Origin of the sequence: uncultured Selenomonas sp., from assembly GCA_905372355.1 — a bacterium.
GTDB lineage: Bacteria > Bacillota > Negativicutes > Selenomonadales > Selenomonadaceae > Selenomonas.
Genome location: CAJPOT010000007.1, coordinates 32,601 through 58,059 on the forward strand (window position 1 = coordinate 32,601; position 25,459 = coordinate 58,059).

Here is a 25,459-nt window from a genome sequence, read left to right on the forward strand (position 1 = left end):
AGCCACAGGAGGCAATCTGATGAAAATCCTGACCACACCGAAAGAACTCCAAGCCTATGCGCAAAGCGTCAAGAACGCAAAGGAAACAATCGCCCTCGTACCAACGATGGGAGCGCTCCACGCAGGCCACCTCTCACTCGTCGAAGCGGCGCGAAAGAGCGCCGACCGCGTCATCGTTTCCATCTTTGTCAACCCCGCGCAGTTCGGCCCAAACGAGGACTTCGCCGCCTACCCGCGCACCTTTAAAGCCGATGCAGAGAAGCTCGAAGCTGCGGGCGTCGACGCCGTCTTTCACCCCGCCCCCGAGGCGATGTACCCCTCAGGCTATGCGACCTATGTCGAGGTCACGGGCACGCTCACGGAAAAACTCTGCGGTGCGAAGCGTCCCGGGCACTTTCGCGGCGTGGCGACCGTCGTCTTGAAGCTCCTCTTGCTCTCGCACGCAGACTGGGCTTTCTTCGGACAAAAGGACGCGCAGCAGGTCGCCGTCCTGCGCCGCATGGCCATGGACCTCGGCGTCGCGGCCGAGATCGTTATGGCGCCCATCGTGCGCGAAGCATCAGGCCTTGCGCTCAGCTCGCGCAACACCTACCTATCGCCCGATGAACGCACCGCCGCCCTCGTCCTCTCGCGCAGTCTGCGAGAAGCACGCGATGCCTACGAAACAGGCGAAAAGCGTACGAAAGTACTCAAGGAGATTACCGCCGTTGAGCTTGCAAAAGAACCCTTGGCAAAGATCGACTATGTAGAGCTTTACTCCTTTCCGGAGCTTGAAGAAATCGAGACAATCGAGGCGCGCGCGCTCCTCGCCGTCGCTGTATACATCGGCAAGACGCGCCTCATCGACAATATCATCTTGGGGGAAGAAACATGTTGCTGAACTTGATGAAATCGAAAATCCATTGTGCAACCGTCACGGAAGCGAATCTCGCCTACATGGGCAGCATCACCATCGATGAAGCGCTCATGGAGGCAGCGCACATCCTGCCGCACGAACGTGTGCAAGTCGTCAACAACAACAACGGCGCACGCCTAGAAACGTATGTGATCAAGGGCGCACGCAACTCCGGCGTCGTATGCCTGAACGGAGCTGCCGCACGCTGCGTGCAGCCCGGCGATATCGTCATCATCATGTCATACGCCATGATGACCGAAGAAGAAGCGCGCGCCCACACTCCCATCGTCGTCATGCTCGACGAAAGAAATCAGCAGCGAGAAGTGCGCGGCGCAGAGGAGCACGGCACGATCGCATAGCGAATGACGGCTGCGTGCCGCACCTTCTGAGCAGAAAACTCCCTGCGAGGACAAATCTTCCATCGCAGGGAGTTTTTCTCTTTCAAATCCTTTACAAATCAAGGTAAGTTATGATACCATAAAGTTCGTTATTTTATATACTATTGTCCTTTGTCAATGGAGGGAATTTTATGGAAAATCTAATACCTCTTCTCAATTCCATCGATTCGGTGCTTTGGGGACCGCCTCTCATCACCCTGCTCGTGGGGACGGGCATCTTTCTAACCGTACGCCTGCGTCTCCTGCAGGTCGTGCACCTGCCGCTCGCGCTCTCGCTCATCTTCCGCGCAAGAAATCGCGGCGAGGGCGACGTGTCGAGCTTCAAAGCTCTGTGCGTCGCGCTCGCCGCTACCGTCGGCACGGGCAACATCGTCGGCGTCGCGACGGCGGTCAAGGCGGGCGGCCCGGGCGCGATCTTCTGGATGTGGATGGCGGCCTTCTTCGGCATGGCGACGAAGTATGCCGAAGGACTGCTCGCCATCAAGTACCGCACGACGGACAGCCACGGCGACATCGCGGGCGGCCCGATGTTCTACATCGAAAAGGGGCTCGGGCGCGCGTGGCGTCCCATGGCAATCTTCTTCGCCTGTGCCTGCGTGCTTGTCGCCTTTTTCGGCATCGGCACCTTCCCGCAGGTCAACGCCATCGTCGACAGCGTAGAAATCTCGTTCGGCGTGCCGCGTTGGGCGACGGACTTCGCCATCACGGCGCTCATCGCCGCCATCACGCTCGGCGGACTCAAGAGCATCGCGCGCGTCGCCGCCGCCATCGTTCCCTTCATGGCGCTTTCCTACATCGCGCTTTCTCTCGTCCTCATCGTCATGAACATCGACGCCTTGCCGCACGCCATCGCCCTCATCCTGCAGAGCGCTTTCACGGGCGAGGCGGCCGTCGGCGGCTTCGCTGGCTCGACCATCATGATGGCAATGCAGAACGGCATCGCACGCGGCGTCTTCTCGAACGAATCGGGACTCGGCTCCGCGCCCATTGCGTCGGCCGCATCGAAGACGAAGCGTCCGGCAGAGCAAGGCCTGATCTCCATGACGGGCACCTTCATCGACACGATCATCATCTGCACGATGACGGGGCTAGCGCTCGTCTTGACGGGCGCCTGGTCGGGGGATACGGCGGGCGCCGCCATGACGAGCGCCGCCTTCTCGGCAAACTACGGCGCAATCGGCAGCCACCTTCTGACGATCGCCCTCGTGCTCTTCGCATTCACGACGATCCTCGGCTGGAACTACTACGGCGAACGCGCAATTATCTACCTCTTCGAGCGCAAGGGCGTGCTGCCGTATCGCCTGATTTTCATCGCACTCGTCGCCTCGGGCGCATTCTTGAAGCTCGAAGCGATCTGGATCCTCGCCGACATCGTGAACGGCCTCATGGCGATTCCGAACCTCATCGCGCTCCTCCTGCTCTCGGGCGTCATCGTGCGCGAAACGAAGCTCTACATGGAATACGTCAAGCGCCATTCGAGAATCAAGCACTCGTAAAATTCGAACCGAAGCAAGAAGTGCCCTCGTGATACCAAAAAGAATGGTATCATGAGGGCGCTTCTTGGTTTTTGCAAAATCAGAAGATCAGATGCGCGACGACGTAGCCTACGCAGCAGCCGGAGATGACGCCTATGAGACCGGGGATCATGAAACTGTGGTTCAGCAGATACTTGCCGATGCGCGTCGTACCCGAACGATCAAAGCCGATGCACGCGAGGTCAGAAGGATACGTGGGCAGAAAGAAGTAACCGTAGCACGCAGAGATGAACGACATGATGAGCACGGGGTCGACGCCGACGTTGAGCGCCATCGGCACGACGATGGCAATGGCCGCCGCCTGCGAGTTGACAAGCTTCGACGTAAAGAAGGCTATGATCGCATAGGCCCACGGGTAAGCCTGCACAGTCGTGCCGAGGAAGTCCTTGAGAATCGCCATGTGTGCGCTGAAGTACGTGTTCGCCATCCATGCGACGCCGTAGACGGAGAGCAGAGCAACCATACCCGAGCGGAAGACCTGACTGTTGCCGACCTCCTTCGCCTTCACCTTGCAGAAAAGGAGGATGGCGGCAGCGATCAGGAGCATGATCATCTGGATGACCTCGGTCATGTCGATCGCCTTCATCTGTCCGAGCTTATCGGGAAAGTGCGGCAGAAGATTGGGATCGTTGCCAAGGATCGCGATGACGAAGATGCCAAAGAAGAAGATGAACATCGCATGGTAATACGATCGCGGCAATTCCTGCCCCTGCAGACTCTCCGAGTCGCCGTAGACATACTCTTTATTCTTCGGATCCTTGATGAACTCTTGGAACGTCTCGTCCTTTTCCAGATCCTTGCCGCGACGGTAGCTCCAGAGCGCCGCGCAGACGACGCCCGTCAAAGTCGCCGGAATCGTCACGCCGAGCACCTGCAGCACGGAGACATGGTGCCCCGCCTGCGCCATAAAGGCGATGATGGAAACGACCGCAACAGACACGGGCGAGCCGCATATTCCCATCTGCGCCGCGACGGAAGAAACCGCCATGGGGCGCTCGGGGCGAATGCCCTGCTTGATCGCCACGTCGTAGATGATGGGAAACATCGTGTAGACGACGTGCCCCGTGCCGCAGAGCACCGTCAGGAGCCACGTCGTGACAGGCGCGAAGATCGTGACCTGCTTCGGGTTGTTGCGCAGAAGCCTCTCCGCGTACTTGAGCATGACCGTGAGGCCGCCCGACGTCTGCAAAAAGCCCGCGCATGTGACAACTGCGAGAATCGTCAGCATGACGGAGATCGGCGGCACGCCCGGCTGGTAGCCGAAGACGAAGGTGTAGACGGCAAGTCCGATGCCGCTGATGACGGCAAGCCCGATGCCGCCGTGGTGCACGCCGAAGAGCAGACAGCCGAGCATCACAAGAAAGCCGAGAACCATTTCCATAAAGATTCCTCCTAAAATCCCACAGGGCGGCGCAAAAAGAGGCCTTCCCAAACAGCCTTGATCGGGGAAACCAAACTCCTTCCCTCCGTATGGAATTTCAGAAACCTTGCCGATCATATAACACGATTATAATACAATAATCGTATACAGGCAACAAAAAAGGGCGCGAAAGCGCCCTGAAGAGGAAGATTTTTCCTCAATACTTGCGATGTTCCTTCACATAGTCGACGGGACGGCTCCAATCGACGTGGACGTCCGTAGCTTCCCAAAGACGCGTCAGAGCTGTCTTGAAGCTCTCGACATCGGCCGTCGGGTCGATCATTTCCTTGCTGAAATCGCGCAGATTCTCGTGCGGCACGCCAATCTCATGCTTCTCGGCCAGATATTTTTCCACGGCGCAACGGCCGTCCTCATCATCCAAGACGACGGTCGCTGCCTTCTTTTCCGCATCATATTCGATGTAGCCGAGATCCTTCTTGTACTGAATCGCTACGCTGTAAGTCGTTGACACGCTTTATCACCTTTCCTTATCTTCGTTTTTCCGCTATACTATATATACGATAGAAAATCCGCCGGCTCAGCGGCAATGTTCTCTCCATCAACACAAAGAAGGTGCTCTTCATGTATTCCGAATACCTCATGCTGCTCCTGATCCTCGCCCTCGGCATCATCGGTCACAATACGACGGTCGCCTATGCCGTCATCATCGTGCTCGTTCTGAAGCTTCTCGGACTGACGGCAATGCTCGACATCCTTTCCGTCAATGGGCTGAACTGGGGCATCGTACTCCTTTTGGCTGCCATCCTCGTGCCGATTGCGACAGGCGACGTGACCATCGCCAACATGATCGATGCCTTCAAGAGTCCCCTGGGCATAGCCGCCATCGTCTGTGGTGTTCTCGCTGCCATGGCGGGCGGCGGCGGCGTCGAGCTGCTGAAAAATGATCCGCACATCGTCGCCGCACTCATCATCGGCACGATCATCGGCGTGTGCTTCTTCAAGGGTGTCGCCGTCGGGCCTCTGATCGCGGGCGGCATGACCTACGCACTAATGAAGCTTTTCGCCTCTATCAAATAGCTCGCTCACCTCAGCCAAGCTGCATCCCGGCACATTCTCACTACCTAAATCATACGGCTTTCATTCCAGCAATTTGCGCATCGCCTTGGCATTTTCCTTGGCGGTGCGCTTCTTGTCGTAGAGGACGACCGCCTTGTCCTGTTCTGCCTCATCCTTTGCGAGCACAAGCTCGACGCGCTCGCCGAGGATGCGTTTCGCCTGGCGTAGCACAAGCTCCATTGAGGAATCACTCGCAACGATCACATACGTTCGCGCGAGGTCGCTGTGCGCCGCGTGCAGGAGTTCCGCTACCGACGGGCATTCCTCGCGCCTGCCCGGCACGATGACGTTCGCGCCGAGTTCCGTCAAGCGCAGGCCGCGCGCTGCATCCGACGCGACGGCGAGGAGCGCGACGGGCAGCAGCGACTCATAGTCCGCCGTCAAGGCATGCGCCTCCGCCATGTCTGTCACACGGAACGACTGCAGCTTACCCCAGCCGATCGCCTGCTCGACGACGGCGCCCGGATGATCGGTGTGTACATGGACGAGCAGGGAGCGCTCATCGTGCACGACGGCGACGAAGCGGCAATCCTCCTGCAGGCGATGCTCGACGTCACGCGCACGCGCCTTGCTTCCGACGATACGAAACGTCACGCAGTACGGGCGCACGAGGTCGCGGCGCGGGTCAGGAATCGAAAGCCGATCTTCTCCCATACCGAGCGACAGGCTCACAGCCGGCGAGACGAAGTGCCCATCGAGTCCCTTCATACAACCCTGCAAAAACGTCTGCATGACGAGCGCACCCGGCTCTTCGCGCTTTTCCTCCGCCAGAGCCTTCCGTCCCTCGTCAATCGCCGTCTGCAGGATCTCTGCGATCGGAAGATTTGCGCGCACCGCATGGTACGCGCCCTTCGCCACTGCCTTGGCGGCGGCGACAAGCACCGTTTCCACTGTCGGAGGCAGTACGCGCTGCGCGTAGAGAATGCCGTACTGGAACGCCTTGCCGAATTCTGACGAAGTCGTGTCATTCTTTCCCGACAGCCCCTTCGCGATGCCGCGCAGGAGCTGTGCGAGCACGACGCCCGACGTACCTCGCGCGCCGAGCACCGCCGCACTCGCTACACGCCTCGCAAGGCCACCGATGCTCTCATCTTTCACGTCGACGAGCGGCATGACCGCCGCGCCCATCGTGCGCAGCACATGCGTACCCGGAAGCGCTGAGCGCTCCCCCTGCCTCTTTCTTGAAAGCGCGTCAATGCCCTCATATTCCAGAAGAAACTCCCCGTAAGCGCCGCTTAACATGCGTTTGAAATCGCTTCCCGTAATGACTTCTCGATTGCCCGTCATAGGATCCCTTCTCTCCATTCAAATAATTTGTAGAAAATTTCCTGCAAGAAACAGGATTCTTTTATAGTATTCGCGAAATAAGAGAATTAACCTTCTATAAAACTTCAATAAATCCATTTCCGCAATTAATTTACCATGAAAGTCCAAGAAGTCAAGCCCAGCGGGCGCAGACGGATTGGCTCTTTCATGTAAGGCGTGTGGACATATGTACAGCGTGCCTCTTTGATGCGCTGTCGCAGGAAACGGGCAAGAACATGACTCGTGCTGCTTCGCGCGGCGGCTGAACATATGTCCAGAAAGTTTGCCATGAAAGTCCAAGAAGTCAAGCCCAGGGGGCGCAGACGGATTGGCTCTTTCATGTAAGGGCGGCGCACAACGTCCACGAAGCGGACGTTGTGCGTGCAGTTTAGCGCGAAAGGCGCAGGAGAAGCACTGGCAAATGCCTGCGCCGTGCGGAAGCGAGAAGAGCAAAGGAGTCATTCGATGCCTAGAACAAGAAAGACCTCGGCGAAAACAAAAGAACTGAAAGGCCTCGCCACGGAAGCCATTGTTTCCGAAGCCGCCTCAGGCGAGAGCATCCCTCCAAGCGAAACGGAAACTGCGGGGACGCAGACCTCTGCACTCTCCGCACCGGATGCGGCAAAGACACGAGAAGAAACCGCTGCCAGTGCAAACGATACGGCAGCGGTCGCCGCAAAGGACGAAGCGAACGACGCTGCAGATGAAGCCCCCAGCGATACGGCAAAACCCGCCGCCAAAAAGCGCGGCAGGAAGCCCGCTGCCAAGACGGCGACGAGGAGCACGCGCGCCAAAGGCACGAAAGCTGCCGACAAGAAGACGACGAAGCGCACCGCCAAAAAGAATACTGCCGAAACCACGACTGCAGGAACGAAGAAGAAGCCGCACGGCGAGCCGATCTTCGCGCTCGACATCGGCACGCGCAGCATCATCGGCATCGTCGCTGAAAAACTCGACAACGAGCAGATGCGCATCCTCGCGACTGTGCGCCGCGAGCACAAGACGCGCGCCATGCTCGACGGCCAGATTCACGACGTACCGCAAGTCGCCGACCTCATCCGCGAGGTCAAGCGCGAGCTGGAAAAGACGACAGGACCTTTGAAGTCCGCCTCCGTTGCCGCTGCTGGCCGCGCCCTCTACACCATGACCGCTGAAGCCTCCGTCGAGATCAACGGCGTCATCACCGACGAGCAGCAGCGCGCCCTCGACTTCTCAGGCGTGCAGGCAGCGCAGGCGAAACTCGCCAGTTCCAAGGACATCGAAGACCCTGGTCGCTACTACTGTGTCGGCTACAGCACGATCCAGTACACGCTCGACGACATCCCCTTGAAGAGCCTCGTCGGTCAGCGCGGCAAGATCGCCAGAGCGACCGTCATCGCCACCTTCCTGCCGCGCCAGGTCATCGACTCCATGCAGTCGGCCCTCAGGGACGTCGGCCTTGAGATGCACGCGCTTACCTTGGAGCCGATCGCCGCCATCAATGTCCTCATTCCGCCGACGATGCGCCACCTGAACCTCGTGCTCGTCGACATCGGCGCAGGCACGTCCGACGTCGCCATCACGAAGAACGGCTCCATCATCGCCTACGGCATGGTGCCCCTGGCGGGCGACGAGATCACCGAGGCCATCAGCCAGCGCTACCTCCTCGACTTCAACGTGGCGGAAGAAGTCAAGCGCAACGCCTCCGCCGGACGAGAATCAAAATTCACCGATATCCTCGGCACGGAATACGACCTCGGTCCCTCCGACGTCATCGGACCGATCATGCCGAACATCCAGAACCTCGCCGACTCCATCGCACGTCAAGTGCTCGAACTCAACGGCGACTCGCCGCAGGCCGTCATGCTTGTCGGCGGCGGCTCACAGACTCCGGGACTCGCCGCGCTCGTATCAAAAGCTCTCTCCGTGCCCGAAAACCGCGTCGCCGTGCGCCATCCTGAGAGCGTCATCGGCGTCGAGGCCATCCCCGAAGAGCTGCAGACGCCCGATGCCGTCACGCCCTTAGGCATCTTGAAGATTGCCTCGATCAACCTGCTGCACTTCCTCTCCGTCTACGTCAATGAGCAGGAGATCAACCTCTTCAACTTCCGCGACCTCACCGTATCCGACGCACTTTTGAATGCCGGCATCCAACTCAAGAAATACAACGGCCGTCCCGGCCTCGGACTCATGGTCACGGTCAACGGCGAGAAGAAATTCTTCCCCGGCTCGCTTCCCTCCATGGCGATCCTGAAGCTCGACGGCGAGGACACGACGCTCGACGCCCTCGTCAAGGCGGGCTGCCGCATCACCGTCGCCCACGGCAAGGACGGCGAGACGCCCGAAGTGCGCCTCGCCGACGTCCTGCAGATCGAGCCGGACTTTCCGCTCGAAATCAACGGCAAGGAGACGCACATCCACCAGGCCGCCTACGTCAACGGCGAAGCCGCCGCTCCCGATCGACTGCTCGCCGACAACGACATCATCGAGAGCAAGGAACCGCGCACCTTGGGCGAGGCTCTGAAAGCCGCCGGCTACCCGCCGACGGGCCGCAAGATCCGCTACACGCTCAACGACAACAATGCGCAGTACGTCGTATCGCCCGAAATTCTGCTGAATGACGCACCCGCGACGATCTCCGAGCCGATTCACGAAGGCGATCGCATCGAATATCAGATGACGGCAGAGCCAAAGCTCAGCGATGTGCTCGACATCTCGCGCCTGCAGTCCGCCGTTACCATCACCTACAACGATCAGGAATACGAAATCCCCTCCGCCTCCCTGGAACTTGAGGTCAACGGTCACAAGGCGTCGCCCGGCACCTACCTCGAAGACGGCAGCGTCGTCTACTACAGAATTTCCGAAAAAAAGGCGACGACCGTCAACGAAGCTCTGCTCGCTGTCGGCTTTGAGCCGCCGCCAGCCACGAGCCGCGTCAGCGTCTCCATCTTCGTCAACCGCCGTCCCGTCGTCTTCACCGACCCCATCAAGAACGGCGACCGCCTCGACATCGTTATCAAGCCCCTGCCTGCGCCCACGACTCCCACGGGCTTCAGCGGCATCCCCGGCACAGCCGCGCAGTCGTAAAGCAGGGCGCAGTCCGCACGCGGCGAAGCCCTCTGAAACTCCCCCTTGCCACACCAATCGATCTATGGTACAATACTTTGCGTAGCATTCGCGGGCATAGTTCATCGGTAGAATACGAGCTTCCCAAGCTCGGGAGGTGGGTTCGATTCCCATTGCCCGCTCCATGCGAGTACCTAGAGCTGTCGGAAACGGCAGCTCTTTTTGTATAGAACTCGCACACTAAAATGCAGGCTTTGTGATCATTTCGCACCGCATTTGCCAGAACCCGACCGATCCTCAAAAAGGAGCAACCCAATGAAGCAGACAGAAGTTCCTGCATCGCCTCGCGATGCCAAGCATTTTTACTGGAAGCTCTTTTCTTCCACCTTCGTCATCAGCGCCGTCACCATCGGCGGCGGCTTCGTCATCATCCCGCTGTTGAAGGCAAAGTACGTCGACGAATACGGTTGGATTGACGACAAAGAGGCTCTCGACATGGTCGCCATCGCGCAGTCCATGCCGGGCATCGTCGCCGTCAATGCCTGCATCATCCTCGGCTACCGCATGGCGGGACTCGCAGGCTCCTTGACGGCGCTCCTCGCGACGGTGCTGCCGCCCCTCATCACGCTTTCTGTCATCGCTCGCTGCTACGACGCTTTTGCCAGCAATCCGACAGTGCAGCTCGCATTGAAAGGTATGCAGTGCGGCGCGACAGCTCTCATCCTAAAGGTCGCCATCGACCTCTTCATCAAACAGGCGAAAACGCGCCTCCTGCTGCCCATGGCGATCATCCTCGCTACCTTCGTCGCCAACGTGTTCTTCGATGTCAACATCATGCTGCTCATCATCATCGACGGCATCATCGGCCTCGTCCTCATGCAGGACAGGAAATTCGGCTGAGGGGGCGCAATCATGATCTATCTTCAGCTCTTCTTCGAGTTTGCCAAGGTCAGCATCTTCTGCGTCGGCGGCGGCTACGCTTCCATGCCGCTCATTCAAGCCGCCGTCGTCGATGAGCGCGGCTGGCTGACACTCGCACAGTTCATCGACATCTTCACGATCTCACAGATGACGCCCGGCCCCATCGGCATCAACGCTGCAACCTTCGCAGGCATGACAGTCGCGGGCACTGGGGGCGCCGTGGCAGCGACGGCAGGCTTCGCCTTCCCGTCGCTGATCCTCGGCATCGCGCTCGCCAAGCTCTTCTTCAAGTATGGCGACATCGGCTCGATCCGCGGCATACTGAACGGCCTGCGCCCCGCCGTCATCGCTCTCATTTGCGGCGCGGCGATCGACTTCATCCTGCTCGCCGTCTGGAACACGGAGAGCCTTCCCACAAGCTTTGATGCAACCGAATGGAGCAGCATCGTCATCATCGCTTTCGCTCTGATCGCCATGCACTACAAATATGGCGTCATCACGATCCTCGCCGCCTCCGGTGTGCTCGGCGTACTCTTCGGCATATTGAAGAACGGCGGCATGTAGTCAACCATAAGAAAAGGCACTCGCCGTACCGAGCGAGTGCTTTTTCTTATGGGCTCTTCCAATCTAGTCAAATTTCCTATCGTAGAGCAGCGCCGCGATCAGGACGACGAAGCACGAGCCGGCATTGTGCACGAGCGCGCCCGTCGTAGGATTGAGCTCCTGCATGAGCGACAGGACGATGGCGGCGAAATTGATGCACATTGAGAGCGCGATGCTGAGCTTGATCGTCGTCGCCGTGGCATTGGCGAGGCGCTTGAGGTAGGGCACCTGCGCGACATCGTCACGCATCAGCGCTATGTCGGCGGCTTCGACGGCGATATCGCTTCCCATCGCGCCCATCGCCGCGCTGACGTCGGCGGTCTTCAAGGCGGGTGCGTCGTTCACGCCGTCGCCAATCATCAGAACCTTGCGCCCCTTTTCCTGCAGTTTCCTGACGTGTGCGACCTTATCTTCGGGCAGAAGATCCGCATGGATCTCGTCGATGCCGACTTGGCTCGCAAAGTAGGCCGCGGTTTCCTTGTTGTCACCCGTCAGGAGCACGGTGCGCACATCCATAGTGTGCAGGCGCTCGACCATCGCATTCGCCTCGGGGCGCAGCGTATCGGAGAGGGCGAGCGCACCGATGCACCGCTCCCCTTCCGCCGCGAGCACGAGCGCCTTGCCTTCGGCGCGCAGACGCTCCAAAGCTTCACGCATCGGCGCTTCCAACATGACACCGTTTTCCGCGAGGTAGCTTTCGCTGCCGCATAAGAGTTTTCTCCCTGCGATCTTTGCAGAGACGCCCCTGCCCGCCGTCATGCGGAAATCCTCCGAAGGCGCAAGCGCGACGTCCTGCGCCTTCGCATGGGCGACGATCGCCTTGCCCAGCGGATGCTCGCTCCTCGCCTCAGCGGAGGCGACGATTTGGAGCAGTTCCTCTTCTTTGACAGTTTCAGCAAAGGGCAGGACATCGCTGACGGAAAGTTTGCCGCAGGTCAATGTGCCCGTCTTGTCGAAGGCGATCGTATCGACCTTGCCCATCTTTTCCAAGGTCTCGCCCGATTTGATGATGACGCCGCGCTTCGTTGCCTGTCCGATCGCCGCCATGATCGCCGTGGGCGTCGCCAAGACGAGGGCGCACGGGCAGAAGACGACCATCAATGTGACGGCGATGATGATGTTCGCCGTCGCAGCATAGGCGCCGACGGCGAGCACGAGCACGATGGGCACGAGCCAGCTCGCCCAGCGGTCGGCGATGCGCTGCATCGGCGCCTGCTTCTCCTCGGCCTCCTGCACCATGCGGATGAGCCTTTGCAGGGAGCTCGACTCGCCGACTTCCTTCACTTCGACATCGACCGAGCCGAAGCAGTTGAGCGTGCCGCAGAAGACCTCTTCGCCCATGCCCTTGTCGACGGGCAGGGATTCGCCCGTCATGACGGACTGATCGACGGAAGTCTCGCCTGCGAGAATCGTGCCGTCCACGGGAATCCGTTCGCCGGGCAGGATACGCAGCACATCGCCGCGCACGATCTCTTCGAGCGCGATCATTTCCTCCCTGCCGTTTCGGATTCTCCGGCCCTGCGTCGGCGAAAGCGCGAGGAGATTCTTCAAGCCTTTCTTCGCACGCTCCGTAATCGCCTCTTCGAGAAGTGCGCCGAGCGCCATGATGAAGGCGACCTCGCCCGCCGCGAAGAGATCGCCGATGGCAATCGCTGCAAGCATCGCCATCGAGATCAGAAGCGCCGACGAAATCTTGCTGATGCCGCGATTGTAAATGATGCGCCAAACGGACAGGTAGAGCAGCGGAATGCCGCAGATGACGACCGTAACCCATGAGGGGTCGAACGGCAAAATCTGCATAGGTGTCGCTTCCGCGCCGAACTCCTCCATCACATGCGGCACGAGGTCGAGCAGCAGGAACACCGCCGCCACGAGCGTCATGGAAAGGCTCGCGAGAAAATCGTTGAGTCGCTTGAGAAGCGCCGCCGCACTTTGCAGTCTGTCGCAGCCATAGCCGCTTGGCTGCAAAGGTTTCTTTTCCTGCAATGCATTCGCCTCTGCCATAAAGATCCTCCATTTCCTTGACAAGATGACATCCTCTTGCGTACAATAAATGCAATAGAGAACATAGTGTTCTTTATTATTCTAAGCAGATGTCCGCAAGAAAACAACGGATGATTGAGGCGCCGCGTTTCTTACGGAACATCTCGATAAATTTGTACGGCGAGGGGGATTTCCATGGACAGACGGCAGAAAAAAACGAGGGCGGCGATCTTTGCCGCGTTCAGCGAACTTGCGGCAAAAAAGCGCTACAACAAGATCACGGTGCAGGAGATCATCGACAGCGCCGACATCGGGCGCACGACTTTCTACGCGCACTTCGAGACGAAGGACGATCTCCTCAAGGCTCTGTGCGAAGAGCTTTTCGGCCACATCGTCGGCAGTGCGATGGACCGCACGCACACGCACGGACTGTACTCGGACGGCCAAGCGCCACACTCCGTCTTCCTGCATCTCCTGCAACATCTCGAAGAGAACGACAGCAATATCCTCGGACTGCTGTCATCCGCGAGCAGCGACATCTTCCTGCGCTACTTCAAGGACAGCTTGAAGGAGCTCGTGCGCCTGCACATCGTCGCGCATGGAAGGGAAAATCCCGCCGTGCCGCAGGATTTCCTTGTCAACCACATCACGGCCAGCTTCGTCGAAATGACACTATGGTGGATCAAGGACGGCCGGAAGATGACGCCCGAAGATCTCGACCGCTGCTTTCGCGCCGTGATCGAGCCGATTCTCTAGCATGAAGGACGCAAGTATACTGGCTAGAAGAGATTTTTAATGCTATAATGACAGAAAGAAGGTGAGTTCGTGCAAAAAGAGGAACAGATTTCAGGAAAAGATCATACGCTTCCTTACCAAAATCCAATCTACGACCAACATGCCAAACGTCTGCTTTCACAAAGAGCCATCATGGCGCGCCTTCTCAAACGAACCGTACCAGAATTTGAAAAAGTCTCCATTTCCGACATCGCCGAAAAATACATCGAAGGCACGCCGCAAATCAGTGAGATTCCTATCGACCGAGATAAGACGAATACGGTGAGAAAAACTCCTAAAGAAATCTTTGGCGATGCCACGGAAAACGTCGCCATCACCGAAGGTTGGATTCGCTTCGACATCTTATTTCGCGCACGCGTCCCAAAATCAGGAGAATTGATCACATTGATCGTCAACGTCGAGGCGCAGAGAACACAGCGTAGGTCGAAACTCGGCTACGCACTTTTACGTCGTGCCATTTACTATGCCAGTCGCTTGATTTCCTCACAAAAGGAAACCGAATTTACTGGGTCTTCCTACGATGATATCAAGAAAGTTTACAGCATCTGGCTCTGCATGGATTCCCCCAACGGCAAAAGCGCCATCAATCGCTACGAACTGAATGAACATCACATTCTTCACTGCCATAAGGAAAATCGCGTCGACTATGACTTGATAAGCATCATCACGATCCATCTTGGAGACGAGCAGCAGCTAAACGAGGATTGGCTCATCCGTTTTCTAAAAATCCTATTCAAGGATACAAAGACGTCTCCATCAGAAAAGAAGAACCTACTAAAAAATGAATTCGATCTTGATACGACTACAGATATAGAAGAGGAGTTGAAGACGATGTGCAACCTGAGTACAGGCATCTATGAGCGGGGCATGGAACGCGGTATGGAGCGCGGTATGGAGCGCGGTATGGAGCGCGGCATAGAAAAAAATCGCTTGGAGACAGCACTTTCTATGCTCAAAGAAAATCTTCCCCTCGATATGATTGCCCGAATTACAAACCTATCACTGGACAAGATCAAATCCTTGCAAAAAGAACATTCGATACATTGACAGCCTGCGCCCCTTTTGCTAAAATGGTACAGCAAGTCACGGAGAGGTGTCCGAGCGGTTTATGGAGCCGGTCTTGAAAACCGGTGATGCAGCGATGCACCGTGGGTTCGAATCCCACCCTCTCCGCCATGATGAAATAAACGACGCATAGATAAAAAGACGGGGCATGAATCTTCGGATTCATGCCCCGTCTTCTTTTTATGATTTTACTTGTCGTAGGATGTCTTTGTCGCATCGAGACGCGCGATGGCGCGGCGCAGAGCTGCTTCGGCACGCTGGAGGTCGATCTCCTTCGATGCCGAGGCGCTGCGGAACGCCTCGATGCGTTCCTTGGCGCGCCGGTAAGCGCGCTGGGCGCGGTTGATATCGATATCGATCGGCTCTTCGGCGGCCGAGGCGAGCACCGTGATCTTTTCGGGCTGCACTTCCATGAAGCCCCCGGAGACAGCGATGAGTTCTTCGCGGTCGGGGAACTTCACATGCATGGCATGGGGCAGCAGTCCCGTGACAAGCGGCGCGTGATGCGGCAGGATGCCGAGTTCGCCGCCCGTCGAGCGCACGATGAGCATGGCGATGTCGTCGCTGTAGACAACTCGGTCGGGGGAGACAATTTCGAGCTTGATGGAAGCCACGAATCATCCCTCCTTTTTGATCTTGTCCGCTTTTTCGATGACCTCGTCGATGTTGCCGACCATGTAGAACGCGTTCTCGGGCAGATCGTCGTACTTGCCTTCGAGGATTTCCTTGAAGCCGCGGATCGTTTCCTTCAGCGGCACATACTTGCCGGGCGAGCCCGTGAAGACTTCGGCGACGGCAAACGGCTGCGACAGGAAGCGCTGGATCTTACGCGCACGCGCAACGGTGAGCTTGTCCTCGTCGGAAAGCTCTTCCATGCCGAGGATCGCGATAATGTCCTGCAGTTCCTTGTACTTCTGAAGCACCGCCTGCACGCCGCGCGCGACTTCGTAGTGATCCTCGCCGATGACGTTCGGGTCGAGGATGCGCGATGTGGAATCCAAAGGATCGACGGCGGGATAGATGCCGAGCTCGGCGATCTGGCGCGAAAGAACGGTCGTCGCATCGAGATGCGTGAACGTCGCTGCAGGCGCCGGGTCCGTCAAGTCGTCGGCAGGCACATAGACCGCTTGCACGGACGTGATCGAGCCTTTCTTCGTCGAGGTGATGCGCTCCTGCAGAGCGCCGACGTCTGTCGTCAATGTTGGCTGATAGCCGACGGCGGAAGGCATGCGGCCGAGAAGAGCCGAAACCTCGGAACCCGCCTGAATGAAACGGAAAATGTTGTCGATGAAGAGCAGCACGTCCTGCCCCTGCACATCGCGGAAGTATTCCGCCATGGTAAGCCCCGTCAAAGCGACGCGCATACGCGCTCCCGGCGGCTCGTTCATCTGACCGTAGACGAGTGCCGTCTTGTCGATGACGCCCGACTCCGTCATTTCTGACCAGAGGTCATTGCCTTCACGCGTACGCTCGCCGACGCCGGCGAATACGGAGTAGCCGCCGTGCTCGGTCGCGATGTTATGGATAAGCTCCATGATGAGAACCGTCTTGCCGACGCCCGCGCCGCCGAAGAGACCGATCTTCCCGCCGCGCGAGTACGGGGCGATGAGGTCGACGACTTTGATACCCGTCTCAAGGATCTGCGTCGACGTCTCCTGCTCATCGAATTTCGGCGCCGGACGATGGATCGGCCACGACTCCTTGTTGCCGACGGGAGCGGGATTGTGGTCGACCGTGCGGCCGAGCACGTTGAAGACGCGCCCGAGGCACGCATCGCCGACGGGCACCTTGATCGGCGCGCCCGTGTCTTCGGCTTCCATGCCGCGCATGAGACCGTCCGTCGAGCTCATGGCGATGCAGCGTGTGACGCTGTCGCCGAGATGCTGCATGACTTCGACGACGAGGTCGATGTCGAGGTCTTCCACCTTACCCTGGATCGTAATGGCATTGAGGATGGCCGGCAGCTCTCCCGCTGGAAATTCGATATCTACGACAGGTCCGATGACCTGTACCACTTTACCTTTAGCCAATGCTAAACCTCCTTACTTCAAGGCTTCCGCACCGCCCACGATCTCGGTGATCTCGCGGGTTATGCCAGCCTGACGCACTTTGTTGTAGTGCAGGTCGAGCTTACGGATGAGTTCCTCGGCGTTGTCCGTCGCGTTGCTCATCGCGTTCATGCGGGAGCTGAGTTCGCTCGCGGCGGACTGCAAGAGCGCCGCGTACACCGTCGTCACGAGGTACTGCGGCAACAGGAAGCCCAGGACTTCCTCTGCCGACGGCTCGTAGATGTACTCCGCATGAGGGCCTTCCTTCGCCTCGCCGAGCCCTGCGAAGGGCAGGAGCTGCATCGTTTCCGGCACACAGCTGATCGACGAGATGAAGCGCGTGTAGACCATGTGGATCTCCTTGATGCCGCCTTCGGTGAAGCGATTCGTAAGATCTTGGGCGATCGTGCGCGCTTCTTCGTAAGTCGGACGCTCGCTGATGCCGATGTAGGATTCCGCGACATCGAAGCCTCTGTGCTTGAAATGATCGCGCGCCTTGCGGCCCACGGTCACAAGCGTCGTCTTCGACTTGTCTTCAACGAGACTCGCGACGAGCTTGAATACGTTGCTCGAATAAGCACCCGCAAGCCCTTTGTCAGCGGCGCAGACGAGATAGAGCGTCTTGCCGTCCGGATGCGTCTCCAACAGCGGATGGCTGAAATCGCCGGCATTCGCCGCGATGTCCTTGACCACCTGGGCCATCTTCTCTGCGTAGGGGCGGTTGTTCGTCGCCGCATCCTTGGCACGGCGCAGCCTTGAGGTCGCGATCATATTCATAGCGTTCGTGATCTGCTGGATGCTTTTTACGCTCTTGATCCTTCGGCGTATATCCTGCAAGCTAGCCAAAATGAATCACCTCGCTATTATTCTTTGACCCTGTAAGAAATCGTCTCCTTGAACTCCTCGATGCACTTCTTGATCTCGGCTTCCAAAGCATCGTCGAGCTTCTTCTGCTCAGCGACTTTCTTGCCGACATCGGCATGGCTTGCGTGCATGAACTTGATGAAGTCCTCCTGGAACTTGACGACTTTCTCGACGGGGATGTCCGCGAGGAAGCCGCGCACGGCTGTGAAGAGCACGAGCACCTGATCCTCGACGGCGAGCGGCGTGTACTGCGGCTGCTTCAAAGTCTCGACCATGCGTGCGCCGCGATCGAGCTGCTCCTTCGTCGCCTTGTCGAGGTCGGAGCCGAACTGCGCGAAAGCAGCGAGCTCACGGTACTGTGCAAGGTCGAGGCGCAAGGTGCCCGCGACCTGCTTCATCGCCTTGATCTGCGCCGAGCCGCCGACGCGCGAGACGGAGAGGCCGACGTTGATCGCCGGGCGGATGCCCGAGTAGAACGCGTCGGTTTCGAGCATGATCTGACCGTCGGTAATGGAGATGACATTTGTCGGGATGTACGCCGAGAGATCGCCCGCCAGCGTCTCAATGACAGGCAGAGCCGTGATGGAGCCTGCGCCAAGCTCATCGGAGAGCTTCGCCGCGCGCTCTAGAAGGCGCGAGTGCAGGTAGAACACGTCGCCCGGATAGGCTTCACGCCCCGGCGGACGGCGCAGGAGAAGCGACATCGCGCGGTAAGCGGCGGCATGCTTCGTCAGATCGTCGTAAACGCAAAGGGCATGACCGCCCTTGTACATGAAGTACTCCGCCATGGCGACGCCCGCGTACGGCGCAAGGTACTGCAAGGGAGCGCTGTCCGCTGCCGTCGCAGCGACGACGATGGAATATTCCATCGCGCCGGCGTCTTCGAGCGTCTTGACGACGCGTGCAACCGTCGACGCTTTCTGGCCGATGGCGACATAGACGCAGATGCAGTTCTGCCCCTTCTGGTTGAGGATCGTATCGACGGCGATCGCCGTCTTGCCCGTGCCGCGGTCGCCGATGATGAGCTCGCGCTGGCCACGGCCGATCGGCACGAGGCCGTCGATCGCCTTGAGACCTGTCTGCAGCGGCTCATGGACGGACTTTCTGTCCGCGATGCCCGGCGCGGGGAACTCGACGGCGCGATGCTCTGCCGCCTGAATGGGGCCCTTGCCGTCGATCGGACGCCCAAGAGCGTCGACGACGCGACCGACCATGTTCTCGCCAACCGGCACCTGCATGATCTTCTTCGTGCGCTTGACCGTCGCACCTTCTTTGATTTCCGTGTCGCCACCCAAGATAACGGCGCCGACGTCGTCCTGATCGAGGTTCAGGGCAAGACCGTATACATCATTGCCGAAATCGAGCAGCTCGCCTGCCATGGCTTTCGTGAGGCCGTGGATATGGGCGATGCCGTCACCGATCTCGATAACAGTGCCGACATCATCGACGTTCAGATCGACGTTGTAGTTCTTGATCTGGTCTTTGATGATGGCCGTTATTTCTTCCGGATTCATTTTCATCTTATGCTGTCACCCCAATTTCTCACTTGTTCGCCAGTATCTCGGCGCGCAGTGCTGCAAGTCTGCCCTGTACGCTGCCGTCGATGCGCTTGTCGCCGATCTGGGCGATCGCACCGCCGATGATGGCGGCGTCGATGTGCTTCCTGAGCTTCACGCTGCGCCCCGTCGCCTTTTCGAGCTTTTCGGCAAGAAGCTTTTCCAGCTCTCCCGTCAACGGATGCGCTGTCGTGATGTCCGCGACGACGATGCCCTGCGCCTCGTTGGAAAAATCTTGATACTGGGCATCTATGACCTCCAGAAGGTCCATGCGATGCTTGTCGATCAAGAGCATGATGAAGTTCTCAATATCCGAGGAGAGTTCGCCCGAGAAAATCTTCTTGAACAGCGATTTCTTTGCTTCAGGCGGCACCTGCGGATTCGTTGCGAAGCCTCGGAGCATCGGCTCATCGAATACGGCGCGCGTCACGCCCGTGAGTTCTTCGCCGTACTCTTTGAGTTTCTTCTCATCCGCGGCAATCTCGAAAATGGCGCGCGAATACTTTTTCGCCAGTTGCAGATTCAGCATGAGAGATCACCAAGCTTTTCGTTGCCGAGTCGATCGGCGAACTCGGCGATGAGGCTCTCGTTCGCCTTCTCGTCGAGGTTCTTCGCGATGACCTTGCTCGCCGCCGCCATCGAAAGGGCAACGACCTCGGCGCGAAGCGTCTCCGCTGCCGCGCGGCGCTCGCGCTCGATCTCCTCCGCCGCAGACTTCTTCATCTGCTCAATATCGCGCTTCGTCTTCACGACGCTCTCATCGCGCTCTTCCGCCGCCTGACGCGAAGCGGAGTCGATGATGCTTTGCGCCTTGACGCGGGCGCTCGCGAGCTGATCCTCGTATTCCTTCTTGAGGGCTTCGGCCTTTTCCACGTCCTCGTCCGCTTTGGCGAGGCTCATTTCGATCTTCTTCTGACGCTCCTGGAGCATGTTGACGATCGGCTTATAGGCAAAGGCGCGAAGCAGCACGACAAGAATCAGGAAGTTCAGGATCTGAGCCGCAAGGGTCCAATTTATATCGATCAATTTGCTGTACCCCCTTTTCTGTGATAGAGAGAATTTATGCTCTCCTTATTTCGTCAGAAGCGGGTTCGCATAGAGCATGATCAGGGCAACAACCGTCGCGATGATCGCCATAGCCTCGATCAGACCGACGGAAATCAGCGTGTTCGTGAAGAGGGTATTCTTCGCCTCTGGCTGACGCGTGATGCCTTCGATGAAACGAGCCGTGACAAGACCGTCGCCGATGCCGGCGCCGATCGCGGCAAGACCCATCGTAATACCTGCGCCAATCAAAGCGGCTGCTACCATAATCGCGTTTTCCATGAAAAATTTCCTCCTTAAAGTACAATACAAAAACAGAAAGGAACCATCCCCGTCACTTTCAATGCTCCCCGCCTGCGCGGATGGCTTCCGCCGCATCAAGCAGAGCACCGCCCTCGCTCATGGCGTTGACGCCGTGTCCATGATCTTCTCCCTCACTTGCATGGAAAGAATTTGACAGGTACGCTATCGAAAGCATTGTAAAAATGACGGCCTGCACCATACCGATGAAGATACTGAAAGCAAGCCAGAGGACGGACGGCACAGGCATCCAAATCGGCAAGAGCTTCAGCAGGATGATGATGAGTATCTCGCCTGCAAGGATGTTGCCGAATAGACGAAAGGCCAGAGTAATGGGCTTCGCTAATTCCTCAATGATATTAAGGATGACGAAGACGGGCGTTGGCTGAAAGAAGTGCTTGATGTACTTCATGCCTCCCATATAGAGGCCCAGGCCATGCACCAAGGCGACGACAAAGAGCGCAAGCCCCAACGTGGTGTTCAAGTCATTCGTCGGCGACGCCATCTTCGGCACGAGGCCGATCCAGTTGGAAACCAAGAGAAACATGAACAAGGTGATGATCATTGGCGCGAGCCAGCGACCTTTCGGTCCGAGCGTCGCATCCATCTGCTCATGCAGCCACACGACGACCATCTCCAGCACATTCTGCCAGCCCGAGGGAATGAGCTGCAAATTGCGCGTCGCGAGAATCGCGATGAGAAGGACGACCGCCATGGTGATCCATGTCATGATCAAGGTTTCCTCATTGAAGGTCATGCCGGCGAACTGAATAACTTCGCGAACACCGATTTCATGCATGTTTAACTACCTCCCTTTCGGATAAATCTCGGAGAGGGCCGAAAAGCATCTCCCCGGAAAGCGCGGATTCAGTCCGCCTTTCCCTTATCGGTCTTTTTCGAGCGCGAGCAGCATGATGTGGAGCATCGTCACGACGTAGCATAGGGCAAAGCCCGAAACCACAGTGAAGAACACCTCGGTCGAGATCTGCACAGCAGCCCAGAACACGATAAAAATCGTGACGAGCCGCAGAACGAATCCCTGCCGCATCTCGCGCTTGGCGCGTTCGGCGGTCAGCGTCGTGCTCCGCCATGTGCGCCATACGAGATTCCACAGACAGACTGCCGCCGCCAAATAGCCGATGAGCCATGCGCCAATGAGACCCGCGCGTCCGCCGGCGGCGAACGAAACGAGCGCCATGAGTGCAAAGCCAAGAAGCCATGCAGCGAGCCGCTTCGCATATACCGATAAGACTTCCCTCACATATTCCTCCTTCGGCAAAAAAGCGCCGTGGTGCGAATATCATTGTAAGAAATCGCTGAACATCTCAGCATTCCCAAACCGCCGCATCACTTTTTTAAGGAAGCGCGGATAAAATGAGGTCGCCCAGATTTGCACAGATGTGCTGTATCTATCGAGGAGACAAACCGCAGGCGTAGCGGTGCTACGTCGAGGATTTGTCGACGATGAGAGGACAGCACAGATGTGTTAAGATGGGCGGCTGAATTTATCAGTGATTCCTGAAGAAACCTTTGCAGCTATTTTACTGTTTCGACAAAAGAAGCCATTCCCCTGCCGAAAACAAGCGGAAATCGCCATAAAATTAAAGAATGATAAAATAACTAAAAATAGACAACAATTATATAAACAATATCTATCTTTTTATAAATAAATAATCAATATAAATTATAGAAAAGTTCATAAATTCATCTTGTCAATATTCGCGGCAGAGACTCGCCTTGGCTTCTCTCTTTGCAGCGACGAAATGGCAAGCATTTTCCGCTATACGAAAGCACGACGTTATACCTATGTATCGCAGAAAAGAGAGATACACTTAAGCATCTTTTAAGTTTTCTTGAAAAATTTTCTTATTTCTGTATTCCTTCATGCACCGCGCGAAAACTGCCCGCGACATCGTCAGCGCATACGGCGCACGCGCCGATAGACGGAAAAGAGGGCGAGCGGAAACCCCACGAGGATTCCCGCAAAGATTCCCTTGTGTCCCAAAGAGAAGGCCTCATCCACCAGGCTCCCCACGTACATGCAAACGCCGAGAACGGCGCAGAAGAAGATACCGATGCCACTCAAAAAGAGGTAGGCATCGAGCGCTTGACGGAGCGCACCTTTTTCCTTCGGCGATGTTTGCCGTTCCATCAGCAAGCAGAGAAGATGTCGGGCTTTTCATGGGAAAGCCCCGCATGGTAGAGAATCGCCTGAATGATACGGTGCGCGGCCTCACCGTCTCCGTAAGGATTGCAGGCGCCGCTCATGCGCTGGTAAGCAACGTCGTCAGTCAGAAGTTCTTTCGCTTCTCGATAGACGTGCTCCTTATCCGTACCGACGAGACGCACCGTCCCCGCTTCCACGGCTTCGGGCCGCTCCGTCGTATTGCGCAGCACGAGCACTGGCTTGCCGAGCGCCGGCGCCTCCTCCTGCACCCCCCCTGAATCCGTAAGAATGAGGTGCGACCGCGCCATAAGGTTTGCGAACGGCTCGTAGTCCAATGGATCGATGAGGTGGACGCGATCGAGGCCGCCGAGCTCTTCCCGTGCGACTTCGCGCACCTTAGGATTCTTGTGCATAGGGAATACCGCTTCAATGTCGGAAAATTCCTCGACAAGCTCCTTGAGCGCCTTATAGACGTGGCGCATCGGCTCGCCGAGATTCTCACGCCGATGCGTCGTCACGAGCACGACGCGACGCCCTCCGCCGCCGAGGCCGTCGAGCAGCGCATCGTCGAAGGAAAAATCCTCACGCACCGTCTGCTGCAGGGCGTCGATGACCGTATTGCCCGTGACGAAGATGCGGTTTTCATTCACGCCCTCGCGCAGAAGATTCGCCTTTGCCGTCATCGTCGGCGCAAAATGGAGGTCGGCGATCGCTCCCGTGAGCTTGCGGTTCATCTCCTCGGGAAACGGCGAATACTTGTCCTGTGTACGAAGCCCTGCCTCCACATGTCCGACTGCCGTCTGATGATAGTAAGAAGCCAACGCTCCTGCAAACGTCGTCGTCGTGTCGCCATGCACGAGTACGATGTCGGGCTTCTCCTTCGTGAGAACGCCATCGAGTCCAAGGAGAGCCTTCGACGTGATGTCGAAGAGCGTCTGTCCCTGCGCCATGATGTCGAGATCGTAGTCGGGCGTGATGGAAAAGAGCGAAAGCACCTGGTCGAGCATCTCGCGATGCTGCGCCGTCACGGCGACGAGCGGCGTTATCTCTGCCTCATGTTTCTTGAGTTCGAGCACGATCGGCGCCATCTTGATCGCCTCGGGGCGCGTGCCGAAAACCGTCATGACCTTGATCTTCTTCATAGGTTTGTTCTCCTTTTCCCTCACTGGAACGAACGCGTGGAAAGTATGGCAAAAACTCCGCCCCGCATCAATGCGTCTGGGCGGAATCGTTCATGCGGAAGATGCCGAGCTTCTTCGCGCCGAAGAGCACGGAGACGACGACGCCGGCGAAGATGAGGAGCGCGATGCCGCCCGAAACCTCCGTCAAAGCGACGGCGCTGAGACCCAAGAGGGCGCTTATAATGTACATTAAGAGCACCGCCTGACGCTGCGTAAAGCCGAGGTCGAGCAGGCGATGATGCAGATGTCCCTTGTCCGGCTTGAAGATCGGCACGCCGCCGCGATAGCGGCGCACGATGGCAAATGTCGTGTCCATGATGGGGAGCCCGAGCGCGAGAATCGGCACGATGAGAGCGATCGTCGCCGCGCTCTTGACAGCGCCGATGACGGAGATGCCCGCGAGCATGAAACCGAGGAACATGCTGCCCGTGTCACCCATAAAGATCTTCGCCGGATTGAAGTTGTAGAAAAGGAAGCCAATGGCAGCTCCCGCAAGCGCCGCCGTCAGCACGGCAACGAGCGCATAGCCCTGCTGCAGGGCAACGAGACAGATGGTCACAGACGCGATGGTGGCGACGCCCGCCGCCAAGCCGTCGAGGCCGTCGATGAGATTCACGGTATTCGTCAGACCGACGATCCAAAAGATCGTCGCGGGTATGGCAAGATACTCGAGGTAAAGATAATCGCCGAACGGATCGGTGATGAAGTCAATGCGCACATCGAAAGCGACGAGCACGCAGGCACAGACGATCTGCCCAAGGAGCTTGACCTTCGCGGGCAGATTCTTGTAGTCATCGATGAGTCCCAGAAGCACGATGAGAGAGCCGCCCGTCATGAGTCCTGCCAGTTCAGTCAAAACCTCATCCGAAAGCTCCCCGTAGACCATAAAGCTGAGCATCGCGGCCATAAAGGCGATGTAGATGCCGACTCCGCCAATGCGCGGTACCGGCTTCTTATGAACCTTGCGCGCGTCCGGCGCATCGAGCGCCCCCGTTTTTTTCGCAAAAAAAATGACCGCCGGCGTCACGGCAACCGCGACAACCATGGCGACGAGGAACGCCAAAACGTGATTCGGCATGGAAAACAGCACCCCTTTTATATACCCGCAGGACGCATCCAAAAGCGTCACCGTTTCTTTTCAACAGCCACTCCACTTTTTCATGAACCATTGTATCATGAAAGCCCAAGAAGTCAAGCCCGTAGGGCGCAGACTGATTGGCTGCTTTCATATAAGGCGGGTGGACATATGTACAGCGA

General features: G+C 57.7%; 25 protein-coding genes and 2 tRNA genes. 11 read left to right on the plus strand and 16 right to left on the minus strand.

The genetic code is table 11. The annotated features are described in order from the left end of the window. Positions 1–19: 19 nt before the first annotated feature. From panC to QZ177_RS06030, 3 genes are all read left to right on the plus strand, one after another. A complete protein-coding gene (panC, locus tag QZ177_RS06020; RefSeq protein ID WP_294176025.1) occupies positions 20–880 on the plus strand; it encodes a pantoate--beta-alanine ligase in 861 nt (286 codons plus the stop codon). Beyond that, on the plus strand, positions 871–1,254 hold the full coding sequence (gene panD / locus QZ177_RS06025) for an aspartate 1-decarboxylase (protein WP_294176027.1): 384 nt from the start codon (positions 871–873) through the stop codon (positions 1,252–1,254). The genes panC and panD overlap by 10 nt, the downstream gene beginning before the upstream one ends. Positions 1,255–1,424: 170 nt before the next feature. After that, positions 1,425–2,789, plus strand: a complete 1,365-nt coding sequence (locus QZ177_RS06030) for a sodium:alanine symporter family protein (RefSeq protein ID WP_294176029.1) — start codon at positions 1,425–1,427, stop codon at positions 2,787–2,789. A 79-nt stretch (positions 2,790–2,868) separates the two neighbouring features. On the opposite strand, the gene QZ177_RS06035 is transcribed toward QZ177_RS06030, so the two are convergent. Both QZ177_RS06035 and QZ177_RS06040 read right to left on the minus strand, forming a co-directional pair. Beyond that, complete coding sequence (locus tag QZ177_RS06035; protein ID WP_294176032.1) at positions 2,869–4,209, minus strand: anaerobic C4-dicarboxylate transporter; 1,341 nt, start codon at positions 4,207–4,209, stop codon at positions 2,869–2,871. Between the two features lie 196 nt (positions 4,210–4,405). Beyond that, positions 4,406–4,720 (minus strand): hypothetical protein, encoded by a 315-nt coding sequence (locus tag QZ177_RS06040; protein ID WP_264919716.1) that lies wholly within the window; start codon positions 4,718–4,720, stop codon positions 4,406–4,408. Between the two features lie 110 nt (positions 4,721–4,830). Between QZ177_RS06040 and QZ177_RS06045 the strand changes: the two genes are divergently transcribed. Further along, entirely contained in the window at positions 4,831–5,286 is a 456-nt protein-coding gene (locus QZ177_RS06045; RefSeq protein ID WP_009647197.1) for a DUF441 domain-containing protein, read from the plus strand. A 60-nt stretch (positions 5,287–5,346) separates the two neighbouring features. Here QZ177_RS06045 and QZ177_RS06050 read toward each other — a convergent pair whose 3' ends face one another. Continuing rightward, positions 5,347–6,612, minus strand: a complete 1,266-nt coding sequence (locus QZ177_RS06050) for a DAK2 domain-containing protein (protein ID WP_294176037.1) — start codon at positions 6,610–6,612, stop codon at positions 5,347–5,349. Between the two features lie 483 nt (positions 6,613–7,095). Here QZ177_RS06050 and QZ177_RS06055 point away from each other — a divergent pair, with 483 nt between their 5' ends. From QZ177_RS06055 to QZ177_RS06070, 4 genes are all read left to right on the plus strand, one after another. Continuing rightward, the gene (locus tag QZ177_RS06055) at positions 7,096–9,696 is read left to right on the plus strand and encodes a cell division FtsA domain-containing protein (RefSeq protein ID WP_294176038.1); all 2,601 of its coding nucleotides are present in this window, start codon (positions 7,096–7,098) and stop codon (positions 9,694–9,696) included. A gap of 90 nt (positions 9,697–9,786) precedes the next feature. Next, positions 9,787–9,860, plus strand: a tRNA-Gly gene (locus tag QZ177_RS06060). A gap of 130 nt (positions 9,861–9,990) precedes the next feature. Continuing rightward, complete coding sequence (locus tag QZ177_RS06065) at positions 9,991–10,575, plus strand: chromate transporter (RefSeq protein ID WP_294176039.1); 585 nt, start codon at positions 9,991–9,993, stop codon at positions 10,573–10,575. Positions 10,576–10,587: 12 nt separating this feature from the next. Continuing rightward, positions 10,588–11,160: a chromate transporter gene (locus QZ177_RS06070; protein ID WP_265070242.1), complete on the plus strand. Its 573-nt coding sequence runs from the start codon at positions 10,588–10,590 to the stop codon at positions 11,158–11,160. Positions 11,161–11,223: 63 nt separating this feature from the next. Here QZ177_RS06070 and QZ177_RS06075 read toward each other — a convergent pair whose 3' ends face one another. Continuing rightward, a complete protein-coding gene (locus QZ177_RS06075; protein WP_294176040.1) occupies positions 11,224–13,203 on the minus strand; it encodes a cation-translocating P-type ATPase in 1,980 nt (659 codons plus the stop codon). Between the two features lie 174 nt (positions 13,204–13,377). Between QZ177_RS06075 and QZ177_RS06080 the strand changes: the two genes are divergently transcribed. The 3 genes from QZ177_RS06080 to QZ177_RS06090 all read left to right on the plus strand — a co-directional run bounded on the left by QZ177_RS06080 (position 13,378) and on the right by QZ177_RS06090 (position 15,153). Next, positions 13,378–13,938, plus strand: a complete 561-nt coding sequence (locus QZ177_RS06080) for a TetR/AcrR family transcriptional regulator (RefSeq protein WP_294176042.1) — start codon at positions 13,378–13,380, stop codon at positions 13,936–13,938. 171 nt (positions 13,939–14,109) lie between these two features. Next, positions 14,110–15,024, plus strand: a complete 915-nt coding sequence (locus QZ177_RS06085; RefSeq protein ID WP_294176149.1) for a nuclease — start codon at positions 14,110–14,112, stop codon at positions 15,022–15,024. 40 nt (positions 15,025–15,064) lie between these two features. After that, positions 15,065–15,153, plus strand: a tRNA-Ser gene (locus tag QZ177_RS06090). Between the two features lie 77 nt (positions 15,154–15,230). Here the strand turns inward: QZ177_RS06090 and QZ177_RS06095 are convergent. The 12 genes from QZ177_RS06095 to QZ177_RS06150 all read right to left on the minus strand — a co-directional run bounded on the left by QZ177_RS06095 (position 15,231) and on the right by QZ177_RS06150 (position 25,280). After that, entirely contained in the window at positions 15,231–15,656 is a 426-nt protein-coding gene (locus QZ177_RS06095) for a F0F1 ATP synthase subunit epsilon (protein ID WP_265070246.1), read from the minus strand. A 3-nt stretch (positions 15,657–15,659) separates the two neighbouring features. Further along, complete coding sequence (atpD, locus tag QZ177_RS06100) at positions 15,660–17,072, minus strand: F0F1 ATP synthase subunit beta (RefSeq protein WP_009647171.1); 1,413 nt, start codon at positions 17,070–17,072, stop codon at positions 15,660–15,662. A 12-nt stretch (positions 17,073–17,084) separates the two neighbouring features. Next, a complete protein-coding gene (atpG, locus tag QZ177_RS06105) occupies positions 17,085–17,936 on the minus strand; it encodes an ATP synthase F1 subunit gamma (protein WP_294176048.1) in 852 nt (283 codons plus the stop codon). A 17-nt stretch (positions 17,937–17,953) separates the two neighbouring features. Further along, the gene (gene atpA / locus QZ177_RS06110; RefSeq protein ID WP_009647174.1) at positions 17,954–19,474 is read right to left on the minus strand and encodes a F0F1 ATP synthase subunit alpha; all 1,521 of its coding nucleotides are present in this window, start codon (positions 19,472–19,474) and stop codon (positions 17,954–17,956) included. Positions 19,475–19,496: 22 nt separating this feature from the next. Continuing rightward, the gene (atpH, locus tag QZ177_RS06115) at positions 19,497–20,039 is read right to left on the minus strand and encodes an ATP synthase F1 subunit delta (protein ID WP_294176050.1); all 543 of its coding nucleotides are present in this window, start codon (positions 20,037–20,039) and stop codon (positions 19,497–19,499) included. Beyond that, positions 20,033–20,536: a F0F1 ATP synthase subunit B gene (gene atpF / locus QZ177_RS06120; RefSeq protein ID WP_006191016.1), complete on the minus strand. Its 504-nt coding sequence runs from the start codon at positions 20,534–20,536 to the stop codon at positions 20,033–20,035. The genes atpH and atpF overlap by 7 nt, the downstream gene beginning before the upstream one ends. Before the next feature lie 45 nt (positions 20,537–20,581). Then, entirely contained in the window at positions 20,582–20,836 is a 255-nt protein-coding gene (gene atpE / locus QZ177_RS06125; protein WP_009647169.1) for a F0F1 ATP synthase subunit C, read from the minus strand. A 58-nt stretch (positions 20,837–20,894) separates the two neighbouring features. Further along, positions 20,895–21,653 carry a F0F1 ATP synthase subunit A gene (atpB, locus tag QZ177_RS06130; RefSeq protein WP_009647180.1) on the minus strand — a complete coding sequence of 253 codons (759 nt, stop codon included), beginning with the start codon at positions 21,651–21,653 and terminating at the stop codon, positions 20,895–20,897. An 84-nt stretch (positions 21,654–21,737) separates the two neighbouring features. Next, a complete protein-coding gene (locus QZ177_RS06135; protein ID WP_294176054.1) occupies positions 21,738–22,115 on the minus strand; it encodes an ATP synthase subunit I in 378 nt (125 codons plus the stop codon). 654 nt (positions 22,116–22,769) lie between these two features. After that, positions 22,770–23,006 carry an AtpZ/AtpI family protein gene (locus QZ177_RS06140; protein ID WP_294176055.1) on the minus strand — a complete coding sequence of 79 codons (237 nt, stop codon included), beginning with the start codon at positions 23,004–23,006 and terminating at the stop codon, positions 22,770–22,772. Then, positions 23,006–24,163, minus strand: coding sequence for a UDP-N-acetylglucosamine 2-epimerase (non-hydrolyzing) (wecB, locus tag QZ177_RS06145; protein ID WP_294176056.1), 1,158 nt, complete (start codon positions 24,161–24,163; stop codon positions 23,006–23,008). Before wecB ends, QZ177_RS06140 begins: the two co-directional genes overlap by 1 nt. A gap of 67 nt (positions 24,164–24,230) precedes the next feature. Next, on the minus strand, positions 24,231–25,280 hold the full coding sequence (locus QZ177_RS06150) for an MraY family glycosyltransferase (RefSeq protein WP_009647185.1): 1,050 nt from the start codon (positions 25,278–25,280) through the stop codon (positions 24,231–24,233). Between the last annotated feature and the right edge of the window lie 179 nt (positions 25,281–25,459).

Coding starts and splice junctions, on each gene's coding strand:
- QZ177_RS06085 (WP_294176149.1), top strand. CDS start 14,110: ATGGCGCGCCTTCTCAAACGAACCGTACCAGAATTTGAAAAAGTCTCC.
- atpB (WP_009647180.1), bottom strand. CDS start 21,653: ATGCATGAAATCGGTGTTCGCGAAGTTATTCAGTTCGCCGGCATGACC.
- panC (WP_294176025.1), top strand. CDS start 20: ATGAAAATCCTGACCACACCGAAAGAACTCCAAGCCTATGCGCAAAGC.
- atpH (WP_294176050.1), bottom strand. CDS start 20,039: ATGCTGAATCTGCAACTGGCGAAAAAGTATTCGCGCGCCATTTTCGAG.
- atpE (WP_009647169.1), bottom strand. CDS start 20,836: ATGGAAAACGCGATTATGGTAGCAGCCGCTTTGATTGGCGCAGGTATT.
- QZ177_RS06065 (WP_294176039.1), top strand. CDS start 9,991: ATGAAGCAGACAGAAGTTCCTGCATCGCCTCGCGATGCCAAGCATTTT.
- QZ177_RS06055 (WP_294176038.1), top strand. CDS start 7,096: ATGCCTAGAACAAGAAAGACCTCGGCGAAAACAAAAGAACTGAAAGGC.
- wecB (WP_294176056.1), bottom strand. CDS start 24,163: ATGAAGAAGATCAAGGTCATGACGGTTTTCGGCACGCGCCCCGAGGCG.
- QZ177_RS06030 (WP_294176029.1), top strand. CDS start 1,425: ATGGAAAATCTAATACCTCTTCTCAATTCCATCGATTCGGTGCTTTGG.
- QZ177_RS06075 (WP_294176040.1), bottom strand. CDS start 13,203: ATGGCAGAGGCGAATGCATTGCAGGAAAAGAAACCTTTGCAGCCAAGC.
- atpA (WP_009647174.1), bottom strand. CDS start 19,474: ATGAAAATGAATCCGGAAGAAATAACGGCCATCATCAAAGACCAGATC.
- QZ177_RS06045 (WP_009647197.1), top strand. CDS start 4,831: ATGTATTCCGAATACCTCATGCTGCTCCTGATCCTCGCCCTCGGCATC.
- QZ177_RS06050 (WP_294176037.1), bottom strand. CDS start 6,612: ATGACGGGCAATCGAGAAGTCATTACGGGAAGCGATTTCAAACGCATG.
- QZ177_RS06140 (WP_294176055.1), bottom strand. CDS start 23,006: ATGGAACGGCAAACATCGCCGAAGGAAAAAGGTGCGCTCCGTCAAGCG.
- QZ177_RS06070 (WP_265070242.1), top strand. CDS start 10,588: ATGATCTATCTTCAGCTCTTCTTCGAGTTTGCCAAGGTCAGCATCTTC.
- panD (WP_294176027.1), top strand. CDS start 871: ATGTTGCTGAACTTGATGAAATCGAAAATCCATTGTGCAACCGTCACG.
- QZ177_RS06080 (WP_294176042.1), top strand. CDS start 13,378: ATGGACAGACGGCAGAAAAAAACGAGGGCGGCGATCTTTGCCGCGTTC.
- QZ177_RS06035 (WP_294176032.1), bottom strand. CDS start 4,209: ATGGAAATGGTTCTCGGCTTTCTTGTGATGCTCGGCTGTCTGCTCTTC.
- QZ177_RS06150 (WP_009647185.1), bottom strand. CDS start 25,280: ATGCCGAATCACGTTTTGGCGTTCCTCGTCGCCATGGTTGTCGCGGTT.